Here is a 23,100-nt window from a genome sequence, read left to right on the forward strand (position 1 = left end):
CGCCCCAAACCCATTCGATTTCCAGGACGAAAGATCCAACCATGAACAAGATCTGTGCGACCGCTGCCGACGCTGTTTCCGACCTAGAAGGAGGTCAGCGTTTTGCTGTCGGTGGGTTCGGACTCTCCGGCGTCCCATTTGCACTTATCAATGCAGTCCACGAACTCGGTATCGACGACCTTGAGATCGTGTCCAACAACTGCGGCACGGATGGCCATGGGTTGGATGTGCTCCTCACGTCGAATCGGATCAGGAGAATTGTCGCGTCATATGTCGGCGAGAATCGCGAGTTCGCCCGCCGTTACCTCAGTGGCGAGCTTGAGGTGGAGTTGATTCCGCAGGGCACGCTGGCTGAACGCCTGAGAGCTGCCGGCTCCGGTGTTCCCGCCTTCTACACGCCCGCAGGCGCAGGGACTCAGATTGAGACAGGAGGGCTGCCCTGGCTTTACAACGGTAACGGTGAGGTTCTGCGTGCGTCTCCGCCACGGGAGACTCGGCGTTTCGAGTTGGATCAGTTCCGCGGTAAGTATCTCCTCGAGGCGGCGTTGCCATGCGATGTAGGCCTCGTTCGAGCGTGGCGTGGCGATCGATTCGGGAACCTGATCTTTAGAAAATCTGCGCGCAACTTCAACCCGCTCTGCGCGATTGCAAGCGCGATGGTCATCGCAGAGGTGGAAGAACTCTCCGAATCAGCGCTTGATCCTGACTCAGTTCATCTGCCCGGCATCTATGTGAATCGGATCGTGGCCCTCCCACCAGAACTCGCAGGCGACAAACCTATCGAGAAAATCACGCTAGGTGAGGGCTCATGAGCTGGACCAGGCAACAGATGGCGCAGCGTGCCGCTCACGAAGTGTACGACGGCTCTTACGTCAATCTCGGAATTGGGATACCGACTTTGGTCCCGAACTACATTTCGGACGAACGTGAAGTCTTCCTTCACAGTGAGAACGGCGTCCTTGGAGTAGGCCCATACCCTGCAGCGGACAAGGTCGACGCGGACCTCATCAACGCAGGCAAGGAAACGATCACTGTTCGTGAGGGTGCGGTCTTCTTCGATTCTGCGATGAGTTTCGGAATGATCCGCTCGCGACGTATCGACATCGCGATTCTTGGAGCCATGCAAGTCTCCGCTCGCGGCGACATTGCCAACTGGGCCATCCCGGGAGCGATGGTCAAGGGGATGGGTGGTGCAATGGACCTCGTCCACGGTGCAAAGCGGATCGTTGTCGTGATGGACCACCAGTCGAAGGGCGGCCTGAGCAAGCTCGTCTCGACTTGCACGCTACCCCTCACCGGAGCAGGAGTCGTCGACAGGGTGATCACGACTCTCGGGGTATTCGACGTTGACAAGGCGGCCGACGGATTCCGTGTCGCAGAACTGGCACCTGGGGTCACTGTCGAACGAGTCAGAACTGTCTCCGACGCTGCGATCCTCAGTTAGAAGGGTTGTGGGGGCCCGCCCGCTAGCGTCGTGCGGAAAGACACCACAGTCGCGGAGAACTGTCTCGCGAGCGCTGATGGGGCGGGCGAAGCCGGTGCGATGACGGCGAGCTCGCGAGAGACAGCTGGCTCTTCCAGCGGAACGAATCGAAGTTCGCCGGCGGTCGTCAAAGACTGTGTCGACAAAGGGAACACAGTGATACCCATGCCGTGAGACATCATCGCAATCGCGGTCACCGTCGCATCGACGGTAACAGTCGTATTTGGATAAACGGCTGCCGCCTTGAAGCCTTCGTCGGTCAGCCGCCTGACGCTCGTCCCTTTGCTGAGCGCGATGAAATTGTGATGAATCAAGTCCTGCCATCGAACCTCTCCCATCTGCCCCAACGGATGATCCCTTGGCACGACAGCGCACGCTGGGTCGCTCCCTAGCGGTGTAACAAGAAGGCCGGCGGCCTCTGTAGGTAGTTCCGTGATTGCGACATCGGCGTCTCCCGAATGTAATCGTTCCAACACCTCCTTCGCCGATCCGGTTACCAAGTTCAGTTGAACTTCCGGTCTTGTCGCCAGAAAAGCGGAGACGACTTGAGCAAGCATCCCGCTCGCCAGGACTGGAAGAGCCGCCACTGTAAGAAGGCCACGATCCGCACGTTGAAACGCTGCGAACCGTCCCATGCCAGCATCGAATTCGTCTAAGATCGCAGCCGCGACCGACAAGAACTCAATTCCGTCCGCCGTTAGCTCGACCATTCGCGTGGTTCGCGCAAACAGTTGCGCCCCAACGTGGGCTTCAACCGTTTGCACCGTGCGGGAGACAGCGGGCTGGGTCAGGCGAAGGCTTCGAGCAGCTTCACTAAACGATGACGACTGAGCAACAGCAGAAATCACGCGAAGTTGTTCGATAGAAAGATTCATGCGCCAAGTTTATCAATCGACAACCAACCGACATTTCAGTTTATAAAAGGTACTGCGCGAAACTGGACAAATGGAACAGGAAGGTGGCGCGGGGCCGGGGTCGAACGGCCCACTCGAAGGCTTGCGGGTTCTCGACCTCACGAGCACGATGTCGGGGCCATTCTGCACCCTATTGTTAGCGCAGCTCGGGGCACTCGTGGACAAGATCGAGCCCCCGGTCGGAGATGTGCTGCGGCGCGTCCCAGGCGGCAAAAGCGCGACGATGTCACCGATCTTCCTCGCGTTCAACGCCGGCAAGAGGTCGATATCGTTGAATCTCGGGGTCGAGTCGAATCGCGAGTTGCTCCGACGGTCGTTCCGGAGCTACGACGTGATCGTCCACAACATGCGACCGTCGGCAGCGGGACGAATCGGGCTCACCCAGACGGCCCTCAGTGAGGCGGGCTCCGACGCCGTTCTCTGCGAAATCGTCGGGTATGGACCAGGACCGTTTCAAGACCAGCCGGCGTACGACGACACAATTCAGGCTGCATCAGGGATGGCTTGGGTCCAAGGAAATGGTGCAACGCCGGAGTACGTGAGGACCGCAATCGCCGACAAGACAGCAGGTATCTATGCCGCCCTGGCCGTGTGTGCAGAACTGAGCGGGCGGGCGCGAGGACGTGCCGCGCGAGCCGTAAAGATCCCCATGCTGGAGACGCTCGCGGCCTTCACTACGATCGAACAGCTTGGGGGACTGACATTCGACCCTCCAACCGGTCCCGCCCTCTATGCCCGAACCGCGTCGCCGGAACGACGTCCGTACGCGACTGCAGACGGCTACATCAGCGTCATGATCTATACGGATCGACATTGGCGAGCGTTTCTCGCGGAGATAGGCCGAATGGACCTCATCATCGACCCGCGGTTCGCCACGCTTGCGGGTCGCACCTCGAACATCGACGAGGTATATGAGTTCGTCGCCGAGCAGGTCGCTGAACGCACCACCGACGAGTGGGTTCAAACACTGCGACGAATCGATGTACCGCACGCGAGAGTCAATTCGTTGGGCGACCTCTTCGAGGACCTGCAACTCGCGTCGGTGAAGATGTTCGCGCCGCGTAGTCACCCGACCGAGGGAACTCTCCGGACTGCGCGCCCCCCGTTCCTCTTTGACGACGAACCACTCGCCGACCCCGGGTTTGCCGAGCAGCTCGGGGCGTCGACCGCGGCATTCATCGCGGAGCACTGCACCGTGGCGGCTGAAAGTTGATGGGAGCCAACCGTCGAGTCGTGCAGAGGGGCTTGTACTTCGACGAGATCGAAGAGGGTGCGACGTACGTTCACGCGCCGGGACGAACGGTGACCGAAGCCGACAACGTTCTCTTCACGACGCTGACAATGAACACCCAGTCACTTCATCTCGACGCTGCATGGTCGGAACGCACCGAGTTCGGCGAGCGACTAATGAACAGCATGTTCACCCTTTCCCTCCTTGTGGGACTTTCCGTGGCCCAACTGACGCAGGGAACGATCGTGGCAAACCTTGGACTAACCGATATTGCTTTCCCTTTGCCGGTTCGAGCGGGAGACACCCTCTACGCGGAGACACTGGTCTCCGCGAAACGTTTATCGACTTCGAGACCCGGACAAGGCATCGTGACGTTTCTCCACACGATGCGGAATCATCACGCCGACGCCGTCGCGACAGCGCGTCGAACCGCCCTGGTCCTGTTGTCTGGAAGCATTAAATGAGCTTGGGACCGGCGCTACTCTTCTGCCCCGCCGACAGATCCGACCGTTACGCAAAAGCCGCCATCTCGGCGGACGCCGTCATCCTTGATCTCGAAGACGCTGTCGCTCCTTTACGGAAGGAGTACGCGCGCGAGTGCCTCGTCGCATCGCGGCTCGACCCTGCGGGCATCATCGTCAGGATCAATCCGGTAGGCACGCCCGATTATCAACTCGACCTCGAAGCGCTGGCGGAGACGCACTATCGACACCTCATGCTTGCGAAAACCGAAAGACCGTCGCAGATCGATGAACTTCATGGACTCGGATTCAGCGTCACCGCCCTGTGCGAAACGGCGGCCGGCGTTCAAAACGCTCCCAAAATCGCGTACCACCCTGCTGTGGCTGCCCTGATGTGGGGTGCAGAGGACCTCCTCGCAAGTATGGGCGGGAGATCCAGCAGGCTGCCCACCGGAAATTACAGGGATGTCGCGCGCGAAGCGAGGTCGCGGATACTCATCGCTGCCCATGCTGCCGGCAAGCTGGCGATCGACGCCGTATACCTCGACATCCCAGACCTCGATGGCCTGGCCAAGGAAGCTGAAGACGCGGCAGCGAGCGGCTTCGCGGCCACCGCCTGTGTTCATCCAACCCAAATCGAGACGGTGCGAAGCGCTTACGCCCCGACCGACGCTGAGGTGGTGTGGGCGACCAGTGTCCTTGAAGCGTCACACGCCCAGCAGGGGGTATTCCAGCTTCGTGGCCAGATGGTCGACGAGCCACTACTTCGGCAGGCGCGTACCGTCCTCGTCAAGGTGCGCGAGCCTGACATTTGACCTGGGTTACGAGAGTCGCGCTGCCACTCGCTCACCGAGATCGTGGGCGCACGTGATGACCAGATGCGACAGATCAGATTCAACGCCAGGGTGGAACCGCTGGCGGGGCAGGATAATCCCGATGCTGCTCGACACCTCGTTCCCAACCCAAATAGGCGCCGCTACCCCGACGGCACCAAGGTTCACTTCGTCGTCACTGATCGCGTAGCCGCGCTCGCGGACGAAAACGTGAGTCTGCTCGAGCTCCGCGGCAGAGTGCGGCGTCCGGGGAGTAAGTCCTGACAGTCCTCGCTCAACTACGGCACGGACCTCGCCCTCAGGGCGAAAGGCGAGTATCGCGTGCGACGACGCACCTGCGTACATGGGTCCAGGTGAGAAGTTCGGGCACGAACCGGATGCTGAACTTGCTGGCAACGCTTTCGACGAACATGCGCTCCCCGCGGTACCGATCGTAGACGGTCAGCACTGCGGTCTCGCCAGTCTCGTCCTGCAATCGCTCGAGAAGAGCGCGAGCCTCTGCGTACGGATGCTGGCGTTGTCCGAGCGCGGACAATCGGAAGAACTCCCATCCGAGTTGCCAGGACCCCGAGGCATTCTGTGCCACCAGGCCAGTCGCGCTGGCCGCGTCCAACGTCCGTTGGACAGAGGACGGCGGAGCCCCTAAGGTGCGCGAAAGCTCGCGTACCCCGACGCTTCCAGTGGCACTATCGACCAACACGCTCAGAAGCCGGGAAACGGCGCCAATTGGATTCCGTTCACGGCGCTCAGAGGTCGCCGCTCCATCAGGACTATTCATTTCGTCCTTCATCTTTGGAGAGTCCAGCGTATGGACCTAGTCGAATCCGTGACGAATGGCCTTCGTCGAATCTTCGCCGTATGGCGGGCTGTAGATCACGAGAAGCGACGCGGGTTCGGCGCTGGTCACTGTGAAAACATGGGGAACTCCCGCGGGAAAGAAGCAAGCCTCTCCCGGGATCATGTCAAACCTGTCGTCACCAACTTCGACAGCAGCGGACCCGCTCAGAAGGAAACACGCTTGTTCCATGCCGGGATGGGAGTGAGGCAGTGCCTTTCCCGCCGCGTCGAGAGTTCCGAGTAGAACCTCCATCTGTTCAGCGCCCACATCAGGGCCAATCAGTCGGCGATTTACCGTCCCGACATGATTTGCGGGGGAGAAGCCGGGCACTTCGTTTGGCCGTATGTGAAATCGCGACAGTTCAGACACGTTTCCGTCCTTGTCTCAAACCACTCTCTATAGGCCTTCTTAGCGTACATGCGTACGCTTAGAAGAAGCGACCGGTGATCGACGGTCGAATACGCTTTGGTCGACCACCGTCACCCTCGACGAGGGCTGCAGCTCGCCGTTGACGGTTCGGCCCGCAAGACGGGGAGACAGTTGTTAGCGCTCTACGTGGACACGTTGCGGAGCGTCGATTCGGCCGCCCGGTGATGCCGATGCGGGACGGTACTCTTACGGTGGCGCACACGTTGGCGCCGGTGTTGAGGAGGAATGTTGGCTGAATATACCCCGGTGCGGCAGCCGATCGCTGATCAAATGTACGAGGTCCTGCTCCGCCAATTCATGAACGGCTCGCGTGCGGCAGGCGAGAGTTTGAACATCGGGGCGCTTTCCCGCGAACTGAATGTCAGTCAAACACCGTTGCGTGAGGCGCTGGCCCGGCTCGAGCACACTGGCCTGGTCCGTCGCGAAGCTCTGCGCGGATACCGCGTGGCACCAATGATGAGTCGCAATGAGATCGCGCAGTTGATGGACGCTCGACTGCTCTTGGAGCCGAAGTTGGCTTCAGAAGCGGCCCTGCGGGCGACGCCGGTGTTCTTGCGTGCGATAAACGAAACGGTGAGGGATTTCGCAAGCGCCGAACCTCGGGCGGATGTCGAAAGTGAGGAATTCGGCCTCTATTGGAGCGCTGACCATCGCTTTCACACCTTGATCGCCTCGCAGGCAGGGAACCCCTTCCTCGAGACTGCTTACGACGCGCTAAGTGGGCAGATTCAACGCTTCAGGCTCTTCTCCAAGATGGGGCACACCGGACTCGACGCTGCCGTACCAGAGCATGAGGTGATCCTGAAAGCGCTCGAAGCGGGTGATCCGGTCGCCGCAAGCGAGGCGATGCGATCTCATATCGAAGGCGCCATGCGGCGGTCGATCGGCTGACATGTTAAGACCGGGCTGGTTGCAGGCTTCCTAACTATAGTATTGTCAATACTATTGAATCTGTTCGCGTTGAGGAGGCGACTACGAGAATGGCGACCCCACGACTTGACGTCAGCGCGCCGCAACGAGTTGATCGGTCTGCGGAGTAGGCCATGTACAGCGCGATACCGCTCGTTCATGGCTTTCCGGGAAAGTCGCGATCACATGGAGCTTTCGGCTGGAGCAGCCTCTGGCTGCTCCAGGATGACGAGAGGCGTGTGCTCGTGGACACCGGGCCGCCGTCATACATCCCTCTAATACACAGTGGACTCGCGAGCGCGGGTTTGAGCGCCGCCGACATTACGGATGTAGTTGTCACCCATTTGCACTGGGATCACGTCAGCAACTTCACTGTCTTTCCAAACGCAACGACATGGGTCGGGGAAGACGAACTAGCCTGGGCCAGCACTCTCCCGGCCGGAACCCAGTTCAGTCCGGACCTGCACATCCAGGAGCTCTTACGCCGGGGCGATGGGGTCGGAAGAATCCGCCCGGGACGTGAAGTGCTTCCCGGGATCCACGTGATCGCCAGCCCGGGACACACGCCTGGGCATCTGGCACTCACCGCGGACACAACGACGGGAACCTTCATTTTCGCTGGCGACGCGGTGAAGAACGTCAATGAATTACGAACGCTCAACGTGGAATTCACCATGAGCGAGGCCGACAGTCGCCGGAGTGTCCAGAGATTGCGGGCCCTCCTTCGAGACACGAACGGGCTCCTCATCCCGGGTCATGATGTGCCCCTTCGGGCGGACGGCAATGGGTTCGCGCGAGTACAAGGCCAAGTAGCTCAGATCGGCTACATCGACGACGAGGGCGAAGTCGATCGCAGCATCGGCGACCGGACGCTCGACAGCAATACGACGGAGGAAGCGTGAGAGTCCTTTACACCGGGTCCGCGGGGAGGATGGCTGTAGTCATCCGGGAGGGGCTCGCCAGCAGGTACGACCAGGTCGTCCTTTACCAGCGGACCGCGACAGGCGAGCTCCATCCCAATGAGACGATCGTCGTCGGCGACCTGACAGACCTTGGCGCCCTCGTCGCGGCCGCACAAGGCGTCGACGTGATCGTTCACCTCGGCGGGAAGGCGGACGAATCGGATTTCGCCGAGATCCTCTCCTCGAACATCGTCGGCAGTTACAACGTCTTCGAAGCAGCCCGGCGGGCCGGTGTGCGTCGCGTTGTCTACGCGAGCTCAAATCACGTGGTCGGCTTCTACCCGGCTGCGGAGACAGTGAATGAGGACACTCCGGTCCGACCGGACAGCTACTACGGAGCCTCAAAAGTCTTCGGAGAGGCGCTGGGCAGGCTCTACCACGACAAGTGGGGCATGGAAGTTGTGGCACTTCGAATCGGCATCTTCCGACAACGCCCGGCCGATCGCCGGCAACTGGCGTTGTGGCTCAGCCCGCAAGACAGCGTCGAACTCATTGCCCGCTCGATCGAAGCCGACGGGATCGGCTACCTCTTGGCGTATGGATCGTCGGCGAATCGAGACTCCTGGTGGGACAGCACCCGCTCCTGGGAAGCGCTCGGCTACCACCCCAACGACGATGCAGCCGACTACCAATCCGACATCGAAGAGGTCACCGAGCCTGAGCGCTACGGTGGCGTATTCACGGCCGCCGATTATCAAGGAGGAGTCTGGTGACCGACCCACGCTCACCCGTTGTGCTGATCACTACAGCGTTCCTCAAGCCGGGCGGCGAGGTCGACTCCCGCCTGCAGGAAGCTGGCGCGCGGGTGATTTTCATCCCGAAGCCGAATGAGGAACCCGGTCGCTTCCGTAAGGCGCTCGGCGAAGCGGATGCTGTGATCGCCGGCACGCACCCGGTCACTGCCGAGATGATCGACGCTGCTCCGTTCCTCCGGGTCATCGCACGCACGGGCGTCGGCTACGACAATGTCGACGTCGACGCCGCATCCCGGCACGGCGTTGCAGTTTGCGTGACGCCGGGGGCGAATCGGCAGGCCGTCGCTGAGCACGTTTTTGCTCTAATGCTGGCCGCAGCGCGCGACGTACCGGACAACATCGCTGAGGTCACCACCGGCAAGTGGACGCAACGCTCGGGACGGGAACTCTCAGGCGCGACACTCGGCATCGTGGGCCTCGGATCCATCGGAAAGACCGTCGCCCTGCTGGGTCGTGCGTTCGGCATGCGGGTGGTCGCCTACGATCCGTACTTCGACTCGCAGTTCGGGGAGGATCACGACGTGAAGCAGGTCGAGCTGGGGGAGCTTCTCTCGATTGCAGACTTCATCACACTGCATCTTTTCCTCGACTCGACCACGAAGCATCTCATCGACGCACAGGCGTTGGCACGTACCAAACCAGGCGCCATCGTCATCAACACGGCCCGGGGCGGAATCATCGACGAAAACGCGCTGGCCGACGCGGTCCGTTCCGGTGGACTCGGCGGCGCAGGATTGGACGTCTTCGAAACCGAACCCCTCCCGGTCACCTCCCCGCTCGTCGGCCTTCCGAGAGTGATCACCACGGGCCATGTGGCGGGTGCTACCCAGGAAGCCCGAACGCGATCCGGCCTCCTTGCAGCCGAAATTGTCCTGGCCGCGCTGAAAGGCGACAACGTTCCGCACTCCGTAAATGGAGACAAACTGACCGTGAGCGCAGGCATCGCATGATCGTCGAGACACAAAAGGGCCCGGTGAAGCTCGCAGCGAATCTCAAATGGCTCTTCACCGACCTGCCGTTCCTGGACCGCTTCGATGCGGCGGCCGCAGCAGGCTTCACCGGAGTCGAATACTCCTCCCCATACGAATTCGTGCCCGTCGAACTGCACAAGCGACTCGATTCGACTGGCCTCGCGCAGATCCTGATCAATACCCCGGCGGGCACCGCCGGTTCTCCCACCCAGAACGGGGCGGCGGCCGTTCCCGGTGCAGAGGCCGAGTTCCGAGACGGCGTCAAACGCGCACTCGAGTACGCGACGACTCTTGGCGCTGGGCTCATTCATCTGATGGCCGGGCTTCGACCGCAGGGAGTCTCTGCTTCCGATTCGATGTCACTGTACGTCGACAACGTCGCCTGGGCTGCAGAACAGGCCTCACCAACTGGGGTGCGACTCGTTCTCGAAGCGATCAACAAGCGGGACGTTCCCCGGTTTGCGCTCGACTCATTCGAGGATGCAGCGGAGGTCGCCCAATCCGTTGATCCGAAAACCATCGCCGTCTTGTTTGACGTCTATCACGCTCAGGTCGACCGCGGGAATCTGATCGAGCGGTTCAACGCTCTCCTACCCTCGATCGGCCATGTGCAAGTCGCCGACAACCCGGGCCGCGGAGAACCCGGGACTGGGGAAATCGCATACGCGAATGTGCTCGCCAACGTCGCTGCCAGCGGATACGACGGGTGGGTCGGCTGCGAATACCGTCCCGTCACGAACACGATCGCTGGGCTCCGGTGGATTGATGATCTGACCCCGGGAACCGTCGGCAAAGATTGGAGAGACCAATGACTGACGAACCGCTGATCGCTCTCATCAGCGCGACGACTGCAGCGATCCCCGCCGCTACCGCGGCTATCCACGAGCGAATTCCAGGCGCGAAGGTCTGGAACATCGTCGACGACCGGCTCCTCACCGACGCCCAGGCAGCCGGGGGAGTGACTCCAGAGCTCGAGCAACGGATGGGAAGACTCATCGAGCATGCCTTGATTGAGAAGCCCGATTCTGTGCTGCTGACGTGCTCCCAATACGGCTGGGTCGCACGGCGCAACGAATCGGCTATCCCAGTCCTTCCACCGGACGATGCGGCGTTCGAGCAGGTCGTGGCACGCGGGGCTCGATCGATTCTCGTGCTCGCCTCCATTGAGAGCGCACGCGCTGATACGGTCACCCGGCTGACAGACACTCTCGAGGCCGCCGGGATCAACGTGGACATCGATAGCCGAGTCGTCGCTGGCGCATCCGATCGCGCAGCGCAAGGAGACAATGTCGGGCTCTTGGATCTTCTTCTATCAGCCTCGGCCGGCAGTCACGACGCGGTCTTCCTTGCTCAGTACTCACTCGCAACAGTTGCTAACGACCTGGCGGCGGCCACCGGGAAGCAAGTTATCAGCGGACCGTCCGCGGCGGCCGACTCCATCGCGGACTGGCTCGGACGGACGAGATGATTGCCGTCATCGCCGACGATGTAACCGGCGGGACGGATGCTGCCAGTGCCTGCCGAGGAGCGGGCCTTCGGACGCTACTCTCCTTCGGCATCCCACTCTCGCCCGCAGACGAAGTCGTGAATGTGCACGTCGTTGCCTTGAAGACCCGGTCAATTCCGGCGCAGGACGCAGTTCGTCAAACCCTCGATGCGGCGCGCGTGCTGCTCGAGGCAGGTGCCGACTCCTTCTACTTCAAATACTGTTCGACGTTCGATTCCACCGCCGACGGAAACATTGGGCCCGTTCTCGATGCGCTGTCCGACCTTCTGAACGTCGGATCTGTCGTGACCACGCCGGCCGCTCCGAGCCACGGACGAACTGTGTATCGCGGGTACCTGTTCGTCGGGGACAAGCTCTTGGCCGAGTCGCACATGCGCAATCATCCCCTCACCCCGATGAGGGACTCGTCCGTTTTGAGGCTCCTGGGCGCGCAGACAGCACGCCGTATCACCATGCTCGACCTCCCGGTAGTGCGAGACGACAGCGACCTGCTCCAGCAGAAGATCACCGACGGCAGCACATGCCCGCGCTATCTCGTGGCGGACGCGATCTGCGATGATGACCTCAGGCGGCTCGCCCACGCCATTCGAAACGAACGGTTCGCTGCGGGCTCCGCCGGCCTCATAAGTGCAATAGCACGCGAACGGGCACGCAGCGAAGCGGCACCCCCAGCGTTGCCCCTTCCGACGAGGTCGGCAGTGGTGGCAGGGAGCTGCTCCGAGGCAACGCTCGGTCAGATTGCGGCATTCAAGCAGGCCGGATTCCCCTGGTATGAACTCGACGTCCTCGCGACGCCTAACCCAGAAGCACTCGAGGCGGATGCGCTCGCGTGGTTCGATCGCACCCCAACGGACCAACCGGCTCTCATCTACTCATCCCGTTCGCCCGAAGAGCTTGCGAAGATCCAAGCGGTGCTCGGCGTCGAAAGGTCGGCGCAGATCATCGAACACGCGACAGCCGAAATTGCCGCCGCACTCGTGAGGCGCGGGGTGGGACGCATCGTAGCCGCTGGCGGTGAAACATCGGGCGCAGTGGTCAAAGGATTGAAGCTCAGGACGGGGCTGGTCGGCCGGGAGGCGGCACTAGGCGTCCCGTGGATCCACTTCGGCGACGCGTTCGCGATCCTGCTGAAATCAGGAAACTTCGGCGATCGCGATCTTCTCGTTAGAGCGGCAACCCAGACGACCACGTGACGCCGCCGTGTCACGGCATTGTCCCGACAACTCCCACCGGTCGCGTTGGCCCGCATCACCTTCCGCCCTCAATAGCGACACAAAAGGAAAGCGCATGAACTCAGCGGTGACGAGGAATGTTCGTCTCCTCAGCGGGCTGGCCACCAGGGCTGCCCTGGTCGACGACATCCTCCCGGCATTCGAGAACAACACCGGCATTACTGTCGACACGCTGTTTGAACCGACGAGTGTGCTCGTAGACCTCATCAACGACGGGGAGCGATTCGACGTTCTTCTCGGAGTCAGCGGGACCGTCGAACAGCTCGCTGAACAAGGCGATGTTCTGGTCGATTCGATTCGCCCTGTAGCCCAGTCAGGCATCGGTGTCGCTGCAGCCGACACCATGATTACGCGCCCGCTCGGCACCGTGGATGATTTCATGAAGACTCTTCTCGGCGCGCGGTCGGTGGCCTACTCGCGATCTGGAGCAAGCGGTATCTACTTCGCAAATCTGCTTGACCGACTCGGTATCCGCGCGGAGGTCGAAGCCAATGCGACCGTGCTCGACAAAGGCCTAACCGCAACCGCTCTATTCGACGGGCGAGCTGATCTTGCAATCCAGCAAGTGAGTGAATTGCTTTCGGTACCGGGGGCCATCGTCATAGGATCGCTCCCGCTCGAAGTCCAGTCGTTCACAACGTTCTGTGCCGGTGTCAGCACGAACGCCGTCTCGCTGGCAGACGCGTCGGTTCTCGCAGATGCTCTCGGTTCCGAGAGCGCGCAAATTGCGTACCTGTCCACCGGACTCATCCGACCGGAATAAGAAGCTCGAGGGCAGCCGGTCGACCGCATCCGGTTGCGCCCGACCTCCCGGTTAGCTCTCCGGAACGGTTGGCCGGATAACTCCTTTAGTGAGGATGAAGCATCCGTACGGCCGGCTTTCGCCCGTCGCGACAACTGCAGTGGCAGCTCTGACCCGGGCGTAGAAGTCGCCGCGCTCAAGCACCTCGACTGAGATAGGGCGATTCTCGATCGATTCGATCAGGGAGATCGTTTCTGCGGCGACGGCGGGGACAGCCTCGGGATCGTCGACAGCCGCCATTCGTGCGACGGGGGTGGGATTGAAGGTGTCGATCGGGAGTAGCGTGAGAATCGCGCTAACCGCTTCAATAAGTTGCTGCCCGTCCATCCGGATCACCGGTATGCCCGCCGCGTACGACGGGAAGTTGTTGTCGACGACAGCGACGGTGTCCCCATGTCCCATGCGGGCGAGCACGCCGAGGAGCTCAGGACCGATAAGTGAATCGATTGTCTTCAGCACCGGGATCTCCGTTTCGCGGTCATGACAGGTAGCTCTCTCGTGATTCCTATAGTATAGTCAATACTATCGAGCGTCGACGGAATGTCACCAGGTCGAGCACCGGGAAGGCGCCACAGGACAAATGGATAGTCAATAGGAGACCGACGTGATCACAGAGGACATCAGGCAGCGCTTCGTAAGCGTTGTAATCGCAGCACGAGTAGGCGATGCGATGGGAACTCCCACGGAAGGTCTCACCGTCGAAGAGATCGATGCGCAGTATGGCTGGGTGACTGATTTTGAAGGCGACGGCACGGATGACAGTCTGATGGCGACAATTCTGGCCGAGACGCTCAAGCGTACTGAAGGGCGTGCAAGCTCGGATGACTGGGCGGTCGACATCCTTCGCAACCGGCCAGAGATCAAGTTGAAGAAGGACAAGTTCTTCGTTTCGGTCATCCAGCTGGTCGAGAAGCTCAACATTGGTTATCGACCGAGCACTGTGGCGGTCGGAAACATGGCCTCGAGCAGCTCGGCGATGTGTATCTGGCCGGTCGCCCTGGCCAATGCCGCACAGCCGTTCGAGGCCGGCAAGCAGGCCTACGAGTTGGCACGACTCATCCATGTCAATGATGTAGACCACTGCACCGACGCGGCGGCTGTCCTCGCGGCCTCGATCGCAGCGGCCCTGCGACCGGGAACTTCGGTAACTGAGGCGATTGAAGCCGGATTGGCGGTTATCCGGCCCCAGAGCGGCTCGGTCTTCAAACGCGTGCTGATGGACGCAATCGATCTCGCTGCCGCTGCCGAGAGCTTTGACCAGTTCCGAAGTGAATATCACGCGCGATTCTCGCGCCCCGAGATGTGCGATTCATTGGAGACTGTCCCGGCTGCCCTTGCGATTGCGATCCTTGCAAATGGGAACGTGCAGACTGCGGTCGAGTACGGCGCAAACTTCGGCGGGGACACCGACACCATTGCAAGCATGGTCGGCGCGCTCTGCGGCGCCCTGGATCCCTCGATCCCCAGCGCCTGGCTCGAGACCCTCGGACCTGAGGCCGTCGGTTCGGCGGAAGGGGTTGCTGACGACCTCCTCACTACCGCGCGGGCGCGGGTCGCATCGCGATTCCGCGGGCTTGAAACGGCCAAGAACATGCTTGGTTCTCTCTAGGATCCGCCCGACCTATCGAGCTGGGATTCACGACGCTTGCGCCAAGTGCAAAATCGTTTTATATAAATCGATTCAGACGGACAGGGAAGTCATGTCATTAGAAGTGGGTATCAAAGATGTGGCGCTTCGCGCTGGCGTATCCCCGGCGACAGCATCAAATGCGTTGTCCGGTGCCCGGCCCGTTTCCAAGGAGACGCGTCAGCGGGTATCCGCCGTTGCGGAAGCGATGAAATACCGCCCGAACCTGGTCGCCCGCGCTCTGCGCCGGCAGGAGACCAAGACGATCGCGCTTCTGGTCGGCGACATCTCCAACCCGTACTACCCGGCCGTTGCACGGGCCATCCACGATCGAATCGGTGCGCACGGCTACGTGTCGTTCATCGGCAACACGGATGGCGACCCCGAAGCCGAGGTCCGGGTGCTCGAGGAGATGCGGGCTCGCAGCGTGGATGGCGTGATCATGGGCACGATGGCGCTGTCGTCGGAGCGGATCAGGAGCGTCGTCGGACCGACGATGCCGCTGGTGCTGCTGACCGGTGAGGCGCTCGAATCCCCAGAGCATCAGGTGCGCCAGCTCCGGGCCGATGAGGTCGGCACGGACGACTCGATCGGAATCCGCGAGGCGGTCGCACACCTCAGGAACAAGGGTGTCACCGACATCGGCTACGTCAGCGGTCCGCTCGGCTCCATCCCTGGAACGGATCGACTGCAGCGGTTCCGTGACGCGATGGAGGACGCCGGTCTTCGTGTCGACGATCGCTGGATCGGGTTCGCCTCGGGCTACACGCTGGAGACCGGCTACGACGCCGCCGAACGTCTCCTCGCGCCGTCGGATCGCCCGGCCGCGATCATGTGCGCCAACGATCTCATCGCTATCGGGGTGCTTGAAGCCGCCCGCGACCGGGGCCTCGTTGTCCCAACCGATCTGGCGGTGGTGGGTTTCGACGACATCCCGACCGCAAAACACGTCAGCCCGAGGCTCACCACGATCATCAACCCCGCGACTCTCGTCGGCTACGCCTGCGCCGACGCGCTGATGCGGCGAATCGAACATCCCGATGTTCCCTTCGAGCACACCGCGCTTCCCACCCACCTGATCGCCCGCGGCTCGGCGTAACTCTCCACCCACAACAAGAAAGCAACCACCCAGTGACGAACATCGATGTTTCTGCTGCCGTCGAGCTCAGCTCCGACTTCCAGTCCAAGTTCTTCAACGCGCTCACCCCGCGTGACCTGCTGCACGACGAGGTGGCGCAACGACGCGAGACGGGCTACGACGTGAACGCGTTCGTTTCGGAGGCGAATCTGACCGATCCACACGATAGTGCTGCGGTCCTCGATCTCGTCGATCGGATGGCGTCCGCGGAACGCCTCCCCGGCTGGACCTACGTCGAGCCGGACACGCTCGAGGACATCGCGGCCACCCTGGGCGCCCAGACGCCGGCCCGGTCGCTGCCGGAGGCGACGCTGCGTGACAAGATCAACGCGGCCTGGCTCGGCCGGATCGCGGGCTGCAACGTCGGCAAGCCGGTCGAGTGGGGCAGCCACTGGACAGCTGAGCACATCCGCGAGTATCTGATCCTCGCCGACGCCTACCCGTTACGAGATTACGTGCCGATGCTCGACCCTATGCCGGAGGGGTTCACCCTCACCGCGTGCTGGCCGGAGACCACCCGCGGCAACGTCAAGGGCTCCGCACGCGACGACGACATCGACTACCCCATCTTGGCGCTCCACCTGCTCGAAACCCACGGCACCGCCCTCCGCCCAGAGCACGTCGGTGCTGCGTGGACGAGGCTCTTTCCCATCGAGCAGGTGTTCACCGCCGAGAGGGCGGCCTACGTCAACATGATCGAGGGATTCACCGGTTCGGACGTCGCCCGCCGGCGCAACCCCTACCGTGAATGGATCGGCGCGCAGATCCGCGGCGACGTGTTCGGCTATGTCCACGCCGGTAGTCCGTGGGAAGCCGCGAAACTCTCCTTCCAGGACGCGTCGCTCTCCCACGTTGGCAACGGCATCTACGGGGAAATGTGGGCAGCCGCCCTTGTCGCTGCAGCGTTCACTGCGTCGTCCGCCACCGAAGCGGTCGAACAGTCGATCGCCGTGGTGCCACCGCAGTCTCGCCTCGCCGAAGCGCTCCGCCACACCCTCGAACTGAAAGCATCCGGGATCACCTGGGATGCCGCCCTCGCCGAGATCGAGGCGGCGTACGGACACTACTCCTGGGTTCACACCATCAACAACGCTGCGGCTGTCGCCGTCGCGTTGCTCTGGTCCGATGACGACTTCCTCACCGGTGTCGGCCGGGTCGTCATGAGCGGCTGGGACACCGACTCCAACGGTGCCACCGTCGGCTCCGTCCTCGGTGTCATCGCCGGCACCAGGAACCTTCCCGACAATCTCATCGCACCGCTCGAGAACCGAACCCGTTCGGCTCTCTTCGGTTTCGACAACTCCGTGATCTCCGACCTGGCCGATCGGACCACTTTCCTTGCACTCAACGGCCTAACCTAACCCCCACAAGAGAAAGAGAAAGAGACGAAGATGCCTCGCACATCCAACACAGCGCGCAGCAGTGCGTCGCGCGTAAGGCTCGTCCGAGCCGGCGCGATCGCAGCGGCTGTCGCAGTCGCTCTTGCCGGTTGCACATCAGCCGGTTCAAAGGCGAGCACGACCGGAGAGCCGAGCGGGCAGCTCAGCTACTGGTACGCGCCGCCCACTCCCGATGCCGCAGGAGTGGCCAACTTCATCAAGTTCAACATCACCCCCTACCAGGAGAAATACCCGAAAGTCGATCTACAGGCCGTCCAGCGCGACGTCAACACACTTGACCAGCAGGTTCAGGTGGCGTTGGCTGCCGGTAAAGGCCCCGACATCGTCACGTCGTCGGGAATTTCGAACCAGATGGCTTACGCGAATGCGAAGTACCTCAAGGACCTGAGCTCCTTCGCCGACGCGAACAAGTGGAGCGACACGCTCCTGCCTTGGGCAAACGAGATGAGCAAGGTCAATGGGAAGACGATGGTCCTTCCGCAGGGCTACGAGACCCTTCTCTTGTACTACAACAAGACCCTGTTCGAAAAGAATGGCTGGACCCCGCCGACCAACCAGCAGGAGGTCGAGGACCTGGCGGCAAAGATGGAGGCGAAGGGGATAACCCCGTTCGCAGCTGGCAACTCCGACTTCCCGCATGGCACGGGTTGGCTGGTCAGCGCGTTCCTCAACGATGTCGCAGGTCCGACCAAGGTGCATGACGCGCTCACCGGGAAGATCGACTTCACCGACCCGGCGTTCGCGGACGCCATCAACCGACTCAAGAGCTACTTCGACAAGGGATGGTTCGGCGGAGGGGTGAAGAAGTACTTCGCAACCACCGATCCTCAGAAGTACACCCAGTTCGCCAGCGGCCAGGCCGGAATGTACATCTCCGGCTCCTGGGAATTCATGACCCTTCCTGAGTACTTCAAGAAGGCCAACAGCGAGTTCGACTGGGCGCCTCTTCCGTCGCTCGCAGACGGGATTCCGATCACTTATCCCCTGTCGATCGGGAACGTTCTGTCGCTGAACAAGAACACGAAGAACGCCCACGCCGGCGAAACGTACTTCGACTGGAACCTCAAGGACACCAAGAGCATGTGGGGACAGGTGGCCGCGACCGGTGCCGACGCCATGCCGGTGAAATTCAGTGCGTCGGACATCCCGTCCACGGTGGATCCACGGATAGCTCGTCAGTACACCGAACTCGCGAAGGCAAGCGAGAAGGGTGCCGTCGGCTACACCACCTGGACATCGTGGGGAGATAGGTCCCACGCCTACATGAACGACAATAACGACAGGGTGCTCAACGGCGACCTGTCCACGTCGGACTACCTCAAGGGGTTGAGCGCCGCATTCAAGGACGACCTCAAGAAGGGTACGGTCCCGACGGTCTATTCGACGGGAAGTTCCGCAGGCTAATGAGTTCCACAATTATGACCGGTGCTGCTGCGGTTGACGCCGCGGGCGAGGCTTCACGTCTCGCCCGCGGGCGCCGTCGCCGCCTGAAGCGACGCGGTGCCTGGGTCGGGCTGCTCTTCATGGCGCCCGCCCTTGTACTCAACCTCATCGTGATCGGCGGCCCGTCGATCTCGAACTTCTACTACGCATTCACTGACTGGTCCGGACTCGGCCCTGCCAAGTTCAACGGACTCGATAATGCAGTGAGACTCTTCCAGGATCAAGGGTTCTGGAATGCGCTGACCCACAACTTCATTTACATGATCTTCTTCCTTACCGTGCCGATCACGATGGGGCTGTACGGGGCGTTCGCCTTGTCGAGAGTGCGCCGTAGCGCTTCGCTGTTCAGGGTGATGTTCTTCATCCCCTACCTGATCGCCAGCGTTGTCAATGCCGCGATCTGGAAGAACATCCTCGCGCCTGAGGCGGGACTGGCAGCCGCGTTGAACAAGGTGGGGATCCACTGGTTGGACAACGTGTACTTCTTCGGCGACCCCAACTTGTCGCTTGGCAGTGTCATGTTCGTGGACAATTGGCATTTCTGGGGATTTCTTGTCGTGCTATTCCTCGCTGCCACGACGAACATCGATGGCTCCCGCTATGAAGCCGCCCGGATCGACGGAGCGAACGCCTGGCAGGAATTCTGGCATGTCACGCTTCCGGGAATCCGACCCACCCTCGTGTTCGCTCTCACGATCATCTCGCTCTGGTCGCTTCTCGCCTTCGACTATGCATACGCACTCACCGGCGGCGGGCCAGCCGGCTCCAGCGACTTGGTATCTCTTCTCGTCAACCGAACTGCATTCGGTGCCAACGAAGCCGGGTACGCAGCATTCATGGGGCTCACGATGTCCGTGCTAGGCGGGATCATCCTCGTCATCATCGGACTGCTCCGCCGGAGAGAGGACGAATCATGACCGCGGCACCTGACACTGAGACCATCCACCATTCGACCCGTCGCCGTATGATCCGTTCGAATGGTGACATGGACGCCCGTCCGGGAGGACTCAAGCGGGCACCATTGTCCGTCATCGCGCTGACTTTGCTCGCGCTTTTTGCCATCCTGCCGGTCCTGGTGCTCTTCTTCAACTCATTCAAGAGCGACACCGAGCTCGCGACAAACCCGATTGGATTCCCGCAGTCGTGGGACCTTTCCAACTTCGAGACTGCGTGGACAATGGGCAACCTGGGACAGGGCCTCGCGAACAGTGCCATCCTTGTGGTCGGTACGGTCATTGGCGTCTGGATCTGCGCAGGCATGGCAGCGTATGCGCTAGCCAGGTTGAATGTCCCGTTTAAACGTGGCATCTCGTTCTACCTGTTGATCGTGATCTCGTTGCCGGCGCAGATGTTCCTAGTACCGCTGTTCTTCATGTGGACGAACCTCGGACTCTATGACAACCTGTTCGGGCTGATCCTGATCTACACGGCCTTGAACACTCCCTTCGCAACGCTCCTTTTGGAAACCTTCCTTGTCGGTATTCCGAAAGAGCTCGACGAGGCCGCGCGACTGGATGGGGCGAACGAGTGGCAGGTCGCAACGAAGGTCATGCTTCCGCTATCCCGGCCCGGGTTCCTCACCGCCGGCCTCGTCGTTGGGCTAGCGGTCTACGGTGAGCTGTTCTTCGCGGTGATCTTCATCTCATCGCCCAACAACCTACCGATTTCCACCGCGTTCCTGTCGTTCCAACAGGGCTTCACGAGGCTCTATGGAGTGACCGATGCAGCCGGCTTCATCATGATCATCCCGGTGATCCTCTTGTTCCTTCTGATGCAGCGCAGATTCATCAGCGGCCTGGCGTCGTCCGGAGTAAAGGGGTGACTGGCAGAGTCACCGTCGTCGGAAGCGCGAACGTCGACCTTGTCTACCGGGTGGCACGCATTCCAGCGCCCGGCGAGACGGTCACAGCCGATTCGGTGGACGTGTACGCCGGCGGGAAAGGCTTGAACCAGGCGGTCGCTGCCCGACGGGCGGGTGCCGTCACCGAGTTGGTCGCCGCGGTCGGCGGCGACGACCATGCGCAACTGCTGGTCGATGCGGTGAACCGAGAAGGCATGAATCCAGCACGACTTCGACGCGTAGACGGGCCGTCGGGGTCGGCGGTCGTAACGATCGACGCTGCAGGTGAAAACAATATCGTCATCCTTCGGGGCGCAAACGCGGCGCTCCGGCGTCTTACCGAGGACGAGAGGGAGCTCGTACGCTCCTCCGATGTCCTCGTTTGCCAGCTGGAAGTCCCGGACAGCGCGGTCGACGACGCAGTCAGGACCGCACTGTCCGCAGGAGTGAAAGTCGTCCTGAACCCGACCCCGGTCCGGCCTGTGTCCGCCGCGATCATCGCCGCAGTCGACGTGCTGATCGTCAACGAACACGAAGCAGAGCAGTTGCGTGTGACGGATATGCCCGTCCCGTGTGTGGTGACCACTCTGGGTTCGCGTGGCGCGACCCTGGCAGTCAGCGGGAAGCCTCTCGTGAGGATCCCAGCCAGAAAGACCTTCGCAATCGACAGCACCGGCGCCGGCGACACCTTTGTCGGATACTTCGCCGCAGGAATCGCCGCCGGAGCTGACTACGAGACCGCCGCCCATCGCGCGAGTATCGCGGGCTCCTTGTCCGTCGAGGAACAGGGTGCGGTTTCATCCATCCCGACGACGCAAACGGTCAATGACACGTTGCATATCGAGAGAGTAGGGAACTCATGAACGAGGAAACCCGCAGGAGAATCCAGGCGGACGTGCTCGGTCAGGTGATTGGGAATGAGCTCGGCGCTCCGACCGAGAGCATGAGCCGCGCGGACCTCCGAACGACGTTCGGCCGTGTCAGTGGGTTCCTGTCGAGCGATCCAGCCGGAACTGACGACACCGAATACGCCGCAGGCTACGGGGTCCCGGCCACGTCAGGAGTGCACTTACGTGCCCTCGCTGAACAACTCGTCAACGCAGTCAACGTACCTTCCTAATCAACTGCAAGACGGAGAGGGGGAGCGTTCGGATGGCAATGTCAATCTCACACTCAGACTCACTCGTCCTGCTCAGCGCGCTGCCGCTTCGCGACGCCCTTACCCGTGACATACTCCCTGCCTTCAGCGCTGCGAGTGGTATCGGAATTCGCGCGAGGTTTGAGCCGTCGTCGGTGATCGAACAACTCATTCGCGCTGGCGAAGTGCCGGATCTCTTGATTGACACAACCGGCTCGATTAAGGAGTTCACTCGTCAGGGTGTACTCCTCCGGAACTCAGCTACAGCGGTAGCGAGTTCTGCTATAGGTATTGCGGTTGTCGAAGGGCGCGTCGTACGCCGATTCGAAACGATAGCGTCATTTCTGGCGTTTCTCTTGTCCGCCCGATCGGTCGCCTACTCGCCATCAGAAGCGAGCGGAATCTACTTCGAGACGATGCTCTCCCGGTTCGGCCTTCGGGACGAAATCTGCTCGAGAGCAACCATCTTCAAGGACGGATTGACAGCGACCGCCCTCAGCGACGGCAGAGCTGATGTAGCTATTCAAGAATTGAGTGAGTTGGCGAAAGTCGCTGGGGTCCAGGCTATGGACGCATTTCCAGCTGACCTCCAGCGCGGTACTAATTACGCCGTGGCGATCGCAACCAGATCGTCGCGGACCTTGTCTGCAGCCTCCCTGATCGACGCGCTCGTTTCAGATTCGTCGAGATCAGCATTCGAGAGAACGGGTCTGCGGACCCCCGGGTCTCGGAGGGGGTAGCGCGTCCACCATCCTGAACCGTTCAAACTGGCATCGCATCTCAAGGACCACCTTCACGGTCGACGCGGGCTGTCGCTCGGCCTTGACGGTCAGGTCCGCACGACGAGGATTCGGTAGTTCGGCTGCGGGCCACCCCAAAGGTCTGTAGCCGGAAGGAACCCCCCGCCCCCTTCCGGCTGCAGCCACCTTCGCCCGAGAACACAAAGTCCCACAGTTGCTTGCAACGGATACATTCCCGCACTGGAGAGAGGAAAGTCCGATGTCCAACGTCGAAGATGACGACAGCACACCCGCCTTCAACGGCCCGTTGAGGGTCTCGCACGTCGAGATCTACCGTTCCCGGAACGGTGAGACCATCAAGGTTCGCTGTCGGTGCGCGCTTCGCCGCGACCATGACTACGCAACGTGGGTCTACCGCGGGCGCCCTCGTGAAGCCGGTCCCCACCG

27 protein-coding genes are annotated in these 23,100 nt (G+C 61.4%); 22 read left to right on the forward strand and 5 right to left on the reverse strand.

All coding sequences use genetic code 11. The annotated features are described in order from the left end of the window. Positions 1-41 precede the first annotated feature (41 nt). On the forward strand, positions 42-812 hold the full coding sequence (locus G3T36_RS17550; RefSeq protein WP_163291165.1) for a CoA transferase subunit A: 771 nt from the start codon (positions 42-44) through the stop codon (positions 810-812). Next, the gene (locus G3T36_RS17555) at positions 809-1,444 is read left to right on the forward strand and encodes a 3-oxoacid CoA-transferase subunit B (RefSeq protein WP_163291166.1); all 636 of its coding nucleotides are present in this window, start codon (positions 809-811) and stop codon (positions 1,442-1,444) included. The genes G3T36_RS17550 and G3T36_RS17555 overlap by 4 nt, the downstream gene beginning before the upstream one ends. Here the strand turns inward: G3T36_RS17555 and G3T36_RS17560 are convergent. Next, positions 1,441-2,358 carry a LysR family transcriptional regulator gene (locus tag G3T36_RS17560; protein ID WP_163291167.1) on the reverse strand — a complete coding sequence of 306 codons (918 nt, stop codon included), beginning with the start codon at positions 2,356-2,358 and terminating at the stop codon, positions 1,441-1,443. The genes G3T36_RS17555 and G3T36_RS17560 overlap by 4 nt on opposite strands. Positions 2,359-2,428: 70 nt before the next feature. Here G3T36_RS17560 and G3T36_RS17565 point away from each other — a divergent pair, with 70 nt between their 5' ends. From G3T36_RS17565 to G3T36_RS17575, 3 genes are read left to right on the forward strand one after another with little or no spacing between them, the layout of a single operon-like run. Next, positions 2,429-3,610 (forward strand): CaiB/BaiF CoA transferase family protein, encoded by a 1,182-nt coding sequence (locus G3T36_RS17565; RefSeq protein WP_163291168.1) that lies wholly within the window; start codon positions 2,429-2,431, stop codon positions 3,608-3,610. Continuing rightward, positions 3,610-4,092 (forward strand): MaoC family dehydratase, encoded by a 483-nt coding sequence (locus tag G3T36_RS17570; protein ID WP_163291169.1) that lies wholly within the window; start codon positions 3,610-3,612, stop codon positions 4,090-4,092. Before G3T36_RS17565 ends, G3T36_RS17570 begins: the two co-directional genes overlap by 1 nt. After that, a complete protein-coding gene (locus tag G3T36_RS17575) occupies positions 4,089-4,904 on the forward strand; it encodes an HpcH/HpaI aldolase/citrate lyase family protein (protein WP_163291170.1) in 816 nt (271 codons plus the stop codon). Before G3T36_RS17570 ends, G3T36_RS17575 begins: the two co-directional genes overlap by 4 nt. Before the next feature lie 6 nt (positions 4,905-4,910). On the opposite strand, the gene G3T36_RS20245 is transcribed toward G3T36_RS17575, so the two are convergent. The 3 genes from G3T36_RS20245 to G3T36_RS17590 form a co-directional block, all read right to left on the reverse strand. Then, positions 4,911-5,267 (reverse strand): IclR family transcriptional regulator domain-containing protein, encoded by a 357-nt coding sequence (locus G3T36_RS20245; RefSeq protein WP_163291171.1) that lies wholly within the window; start codon positions 5,265-5,267, stop codon positions 4,911-4,913. Next, positions 5,221-5,508: an IclR family transcriptional regulator gene (locus tag G3T36_RS17585; RefSeq protein WP_163291172.1), complete on the reverse strand. Its 288-nt coding sequence runs from the start codon at positions 5,506-5,508 to the stop codon at positions 5,221-5,223. Before G3T36_RS17585 ends, G3T36_RS20245 begins: the two co-directional genes overlap by 47 nt. Positions 5,509-5,736: 228 nt before the next feature. Next, a complete protein-coding gene (locus tag G3T36_RS17590; protein ID WP_163291173.1) occupies positions 5,737-6,129 on the reverse strand; it encodes a cupin domain-containing protein in 393 nt (130 codons plus the stop codon). Between the two features lie 285 nt (positions 6,130-6,414). Between G3T36_RS17590 and G3T36_RS17595 the strand changes: the two genes are divergently transcribed. The 8 genes from G3T36_RS17595 (at position 6,415) to G3T36_RS17630 (ending at position 13,288) form a co-directional block, all read left to right on the forward strand. Next, entirely contained in the window at positions 6,415-7,080 is a 666-nt protein-coding gene (locus G3T36_RS17595) for a GntR family transcriptional regulator (RefSeq protein WP_240148638.1), read from the forward strand. Between the two features lie 152 nt (positions 7,081-7,232). Further along, positions 7,233-8,000: an N-acyl homoserine lactonase family protein gene (locus G3T36_RS17600; RefSeq protein WP_163291174.1), complete on the forward strand. Its 768-nt coding sequence runs from the start codon at positions 7,233-7,235 to the stop codon at positions 7,998-8,000. Beyond that, a complete protein-coding gene (locus tag G3T36_RS17605; RefSeq protein ID WP_338031625.1) occupies positions 7,997-8,773 on the forward strand; it encodes an NAD-dependent epimerase/dehydratase family protein in 777 nt (258 codons plus the stop codon). The genes G3T36_RS17600 and G3T36_RS17605 overlap by 4 nt, the downstream gene beginning before the upstream one ends. After that, the gene (locus G3T36_RS17610) at positions 8,770-9,765 is read left to right on the forward strand and encodes an NAD(P)-dependent oxidoreductase (protein ID WP_163291175.1); all 996 of its coding nucleotides are present in this window, start codon (positions 8,770-8,772) and stop codon (positions 9,763-9,765) included. Before G3T36_RS17605 ends, G3T36_RS17610 begins: the two co-directional genes overlap by 4 nt. Next, positions 9,762-10,598 (forward strand): hydroxypyruvate isomerase family protein, encoded by an 837-nt coding sequence (locus G3T36_RS17615; protein ID WP_163291176.1) that lies wholly within the window; start codon positions 9,762-9,764, stop codon positions 10,596-10,598. Before G3T36_RS17610 ends, G3T36_RS17615 begins: the two co-directional genes overlap by 4 nt. Next, positions 10,595-11,254, forward strand: coding sequence for a hypothetical protein (locus G3T36_RS17620; protein ID WP_163291177.1), 660 nt, complete (start codon positions 10,595-10,597; stop codon positions 11,252-11,254). Before G3T36_RS17615 ends, G3T36_RS17620 begins: the two co-directional genes overlap by 4 nt. Continuing rightward, positions 11,251-12,486: a 3-oxo-tetronate kinase gene (gene otnK / locus G3T36_RS17625; RefSeq protein WP_163291178.1), complete on the forward strand. Its 1,236-nt coding sequence runs from the start codon at positions 11,251-11,253 to the stop codon at positions 12,484-12,486. The genes G3T36_RS17620 and otnK overlap by 4 nt, the downstream gene beginning before the upstream one ends. A 94-nt stretch (positions 12,487-12,580) precedes the next feature. After that, entirely contained in the window at positions 12,581-13,288 is a 708-nt protein-coding gene (locus G3T36_RS17630) for a substrate-binding domain-containing protein (RefSeq protein WP_163291179.1), read from the forward strand. 51 nt (positions 13,289-13,339) lie between these two features. Here the strand turns inward: G3T36_RS17630 and G3T36_RS17635 are convergent, their stop codons facing one another. After that, the gene (locus tag G3T36_RS17635; protein ID WP_163291180.1) at positions 13,340-13,786 is read right to left on the reverse strand and encodes an RbsD/FucU domain-containing protein; all 447 of its coding nucleotides are present in this window, start codon (positions 13,784-13,786) and stop codon (positions 13,340-13,342) included. A 145-nt stretch (positions 13,787-13,931) separates the two neighbouring features. Between G3T36_RS17635 and G3T36_RS17640 the strand changes: the two genes are divergently transcribed. The 9 genes from G3T36_RS17640 to G3T36_RS17680 all read left to right on the forward strand — a co-directional run bounded on the left by G3T36_RS17640 (position 13,932) and on the right by G3T36_RS17680 (position 22,653). Beyond that, the gene (locus G3T36_RS17640) at positions 13,932-14,936 is read left to right on the forward strand and encodes an ADP-ribosylglycohydrolase family protein (RefSeq protein ID WP_163291181.1); all 1,005 of its coding nucleotides are present in this window, start codon (positions 13,932-13,934) and stop codon (positions 14,934-14,936) included. 91 nt (positions 14,937-15,027) lie between these two features. Beyond that, positions 15,028-16,053, forward strand: a complete 1,026-nt coding sequence (locus tag G3T36_RS17645) for a LacI family DNA-binding transcriptional regulator (RefSeq protein ID WP_163291182.1) — start codon at positions 15,028-15,030, stop codon at positions 16,051-16,053. Between the two features lie 32 nt (positions 16,054-16,085). Next, the gene (locus G3T36_RS17650) at positions 16,086-17,453 is read left to right on the forward strand and encodes an ADP-ribosylglycohydrolase family protein (RefSeq protein WP_205245081.1); all 1,368 of its coding nucleotides are present in this window, start codon (positions 16,086-16,088) and stop codon (positions 17,451-17,453) included. Positions 17,454-17,483: 30 nt separating this feature from the next. Next, complete coding sequence (locus tag G3T36_RS17655) at positions 17,484-18,896, forward strand: ABC transporter substrate-binding protein (RefSeq protein WP_163291183.1); 1,413 nt, start codon at positions 17,484-17,486, stop codon at positions 18,894-18,896. After that, positions 18,896-19,852 (forward strand): carbohydrate ABC transporter permease, encoded by a 957-nt coding sequence (locus tag G3T36_RS17660; protein WP_205245082.1) that lies wholly within the window; start codon positions 18,896-18,898, stop codon positions 19,850-19,852. The genes G3T36_RS17655 and G3T36_RS17660 overlap by 1 nt, the downstream gene beginning before the upstream one ends. After that, the gene (locus tag G3T36_RS17665) at positions 19,849-20,757 is read left to right on the forward strand and encodes a carbohydrate ABC transporter permease (protein ID WP_205245083.1); all 909 of its coding nucleotides are present in this window, start codon (positions 19,849-19,851) and stop codon (positions 20,755-20,757) included. The genes G3T36_RS17660 and G3T36_RS17665 overlap by 4 nt, the downstream gene beginning before the upstream one ends. After that, positions 20,754-21,638: a PfkB family carbohydrate kinase gene (locus tag G3T36_RS17670; RefSeq protein ID WP_163291184.1), complete on the forward strand. Its 885-nt coding sequence runs from the start codon at positions 20,754-20,756 to the stop codon at positions 21,636-21,638. The genes G3T36_RS17665 and G3T36_RS17670 overlap by 4 nt, the downstream gene beginning before the upstream one ends. Further along, the gene (locus G3T36_RS17675) at positions 21,635-21,895 is read left to right on the forward strand and encodes an ADP-ribosylglycohydrolase family protein (protein WP_163291185.1); all 261 of its coding nucleotides are present in this window, start codon (positions 21,635-21,637) and stop codon (positions 21,893-21,895) included. Before G3T36_RS17670 ends, G3T36_RS17675 begins: the two co-directional genes overlap by 4 nt. A gap of 32 nt (positions 21,896-21,927) precedes the next feature. Then, the gene (locus tag G3T36_RS17680) at positions 21,928-22,653 is read left to right on the forward strand and encodes a substrate-binding domain-containing protein (protein WP_163291186.1); all 726 of its coding nucleotides are present in this window, start codon (positions 21,928-21,930) and stop codon (positions 22,651-22,653) included. Positions 22,654-23,100: the final 447 nt, after the last annotated feature.

Origin of the sequence: Leifsonia tongyongensis (assembly GCF_010686705.1) — a bacterium.
Lineage (GTDB): Bacteria > Actinomycetota > Actinomycetes > Actinomycetales > Microbacteriaceae > Diaminobutyricibacter > Diaminobutyricibacter tongyongensis.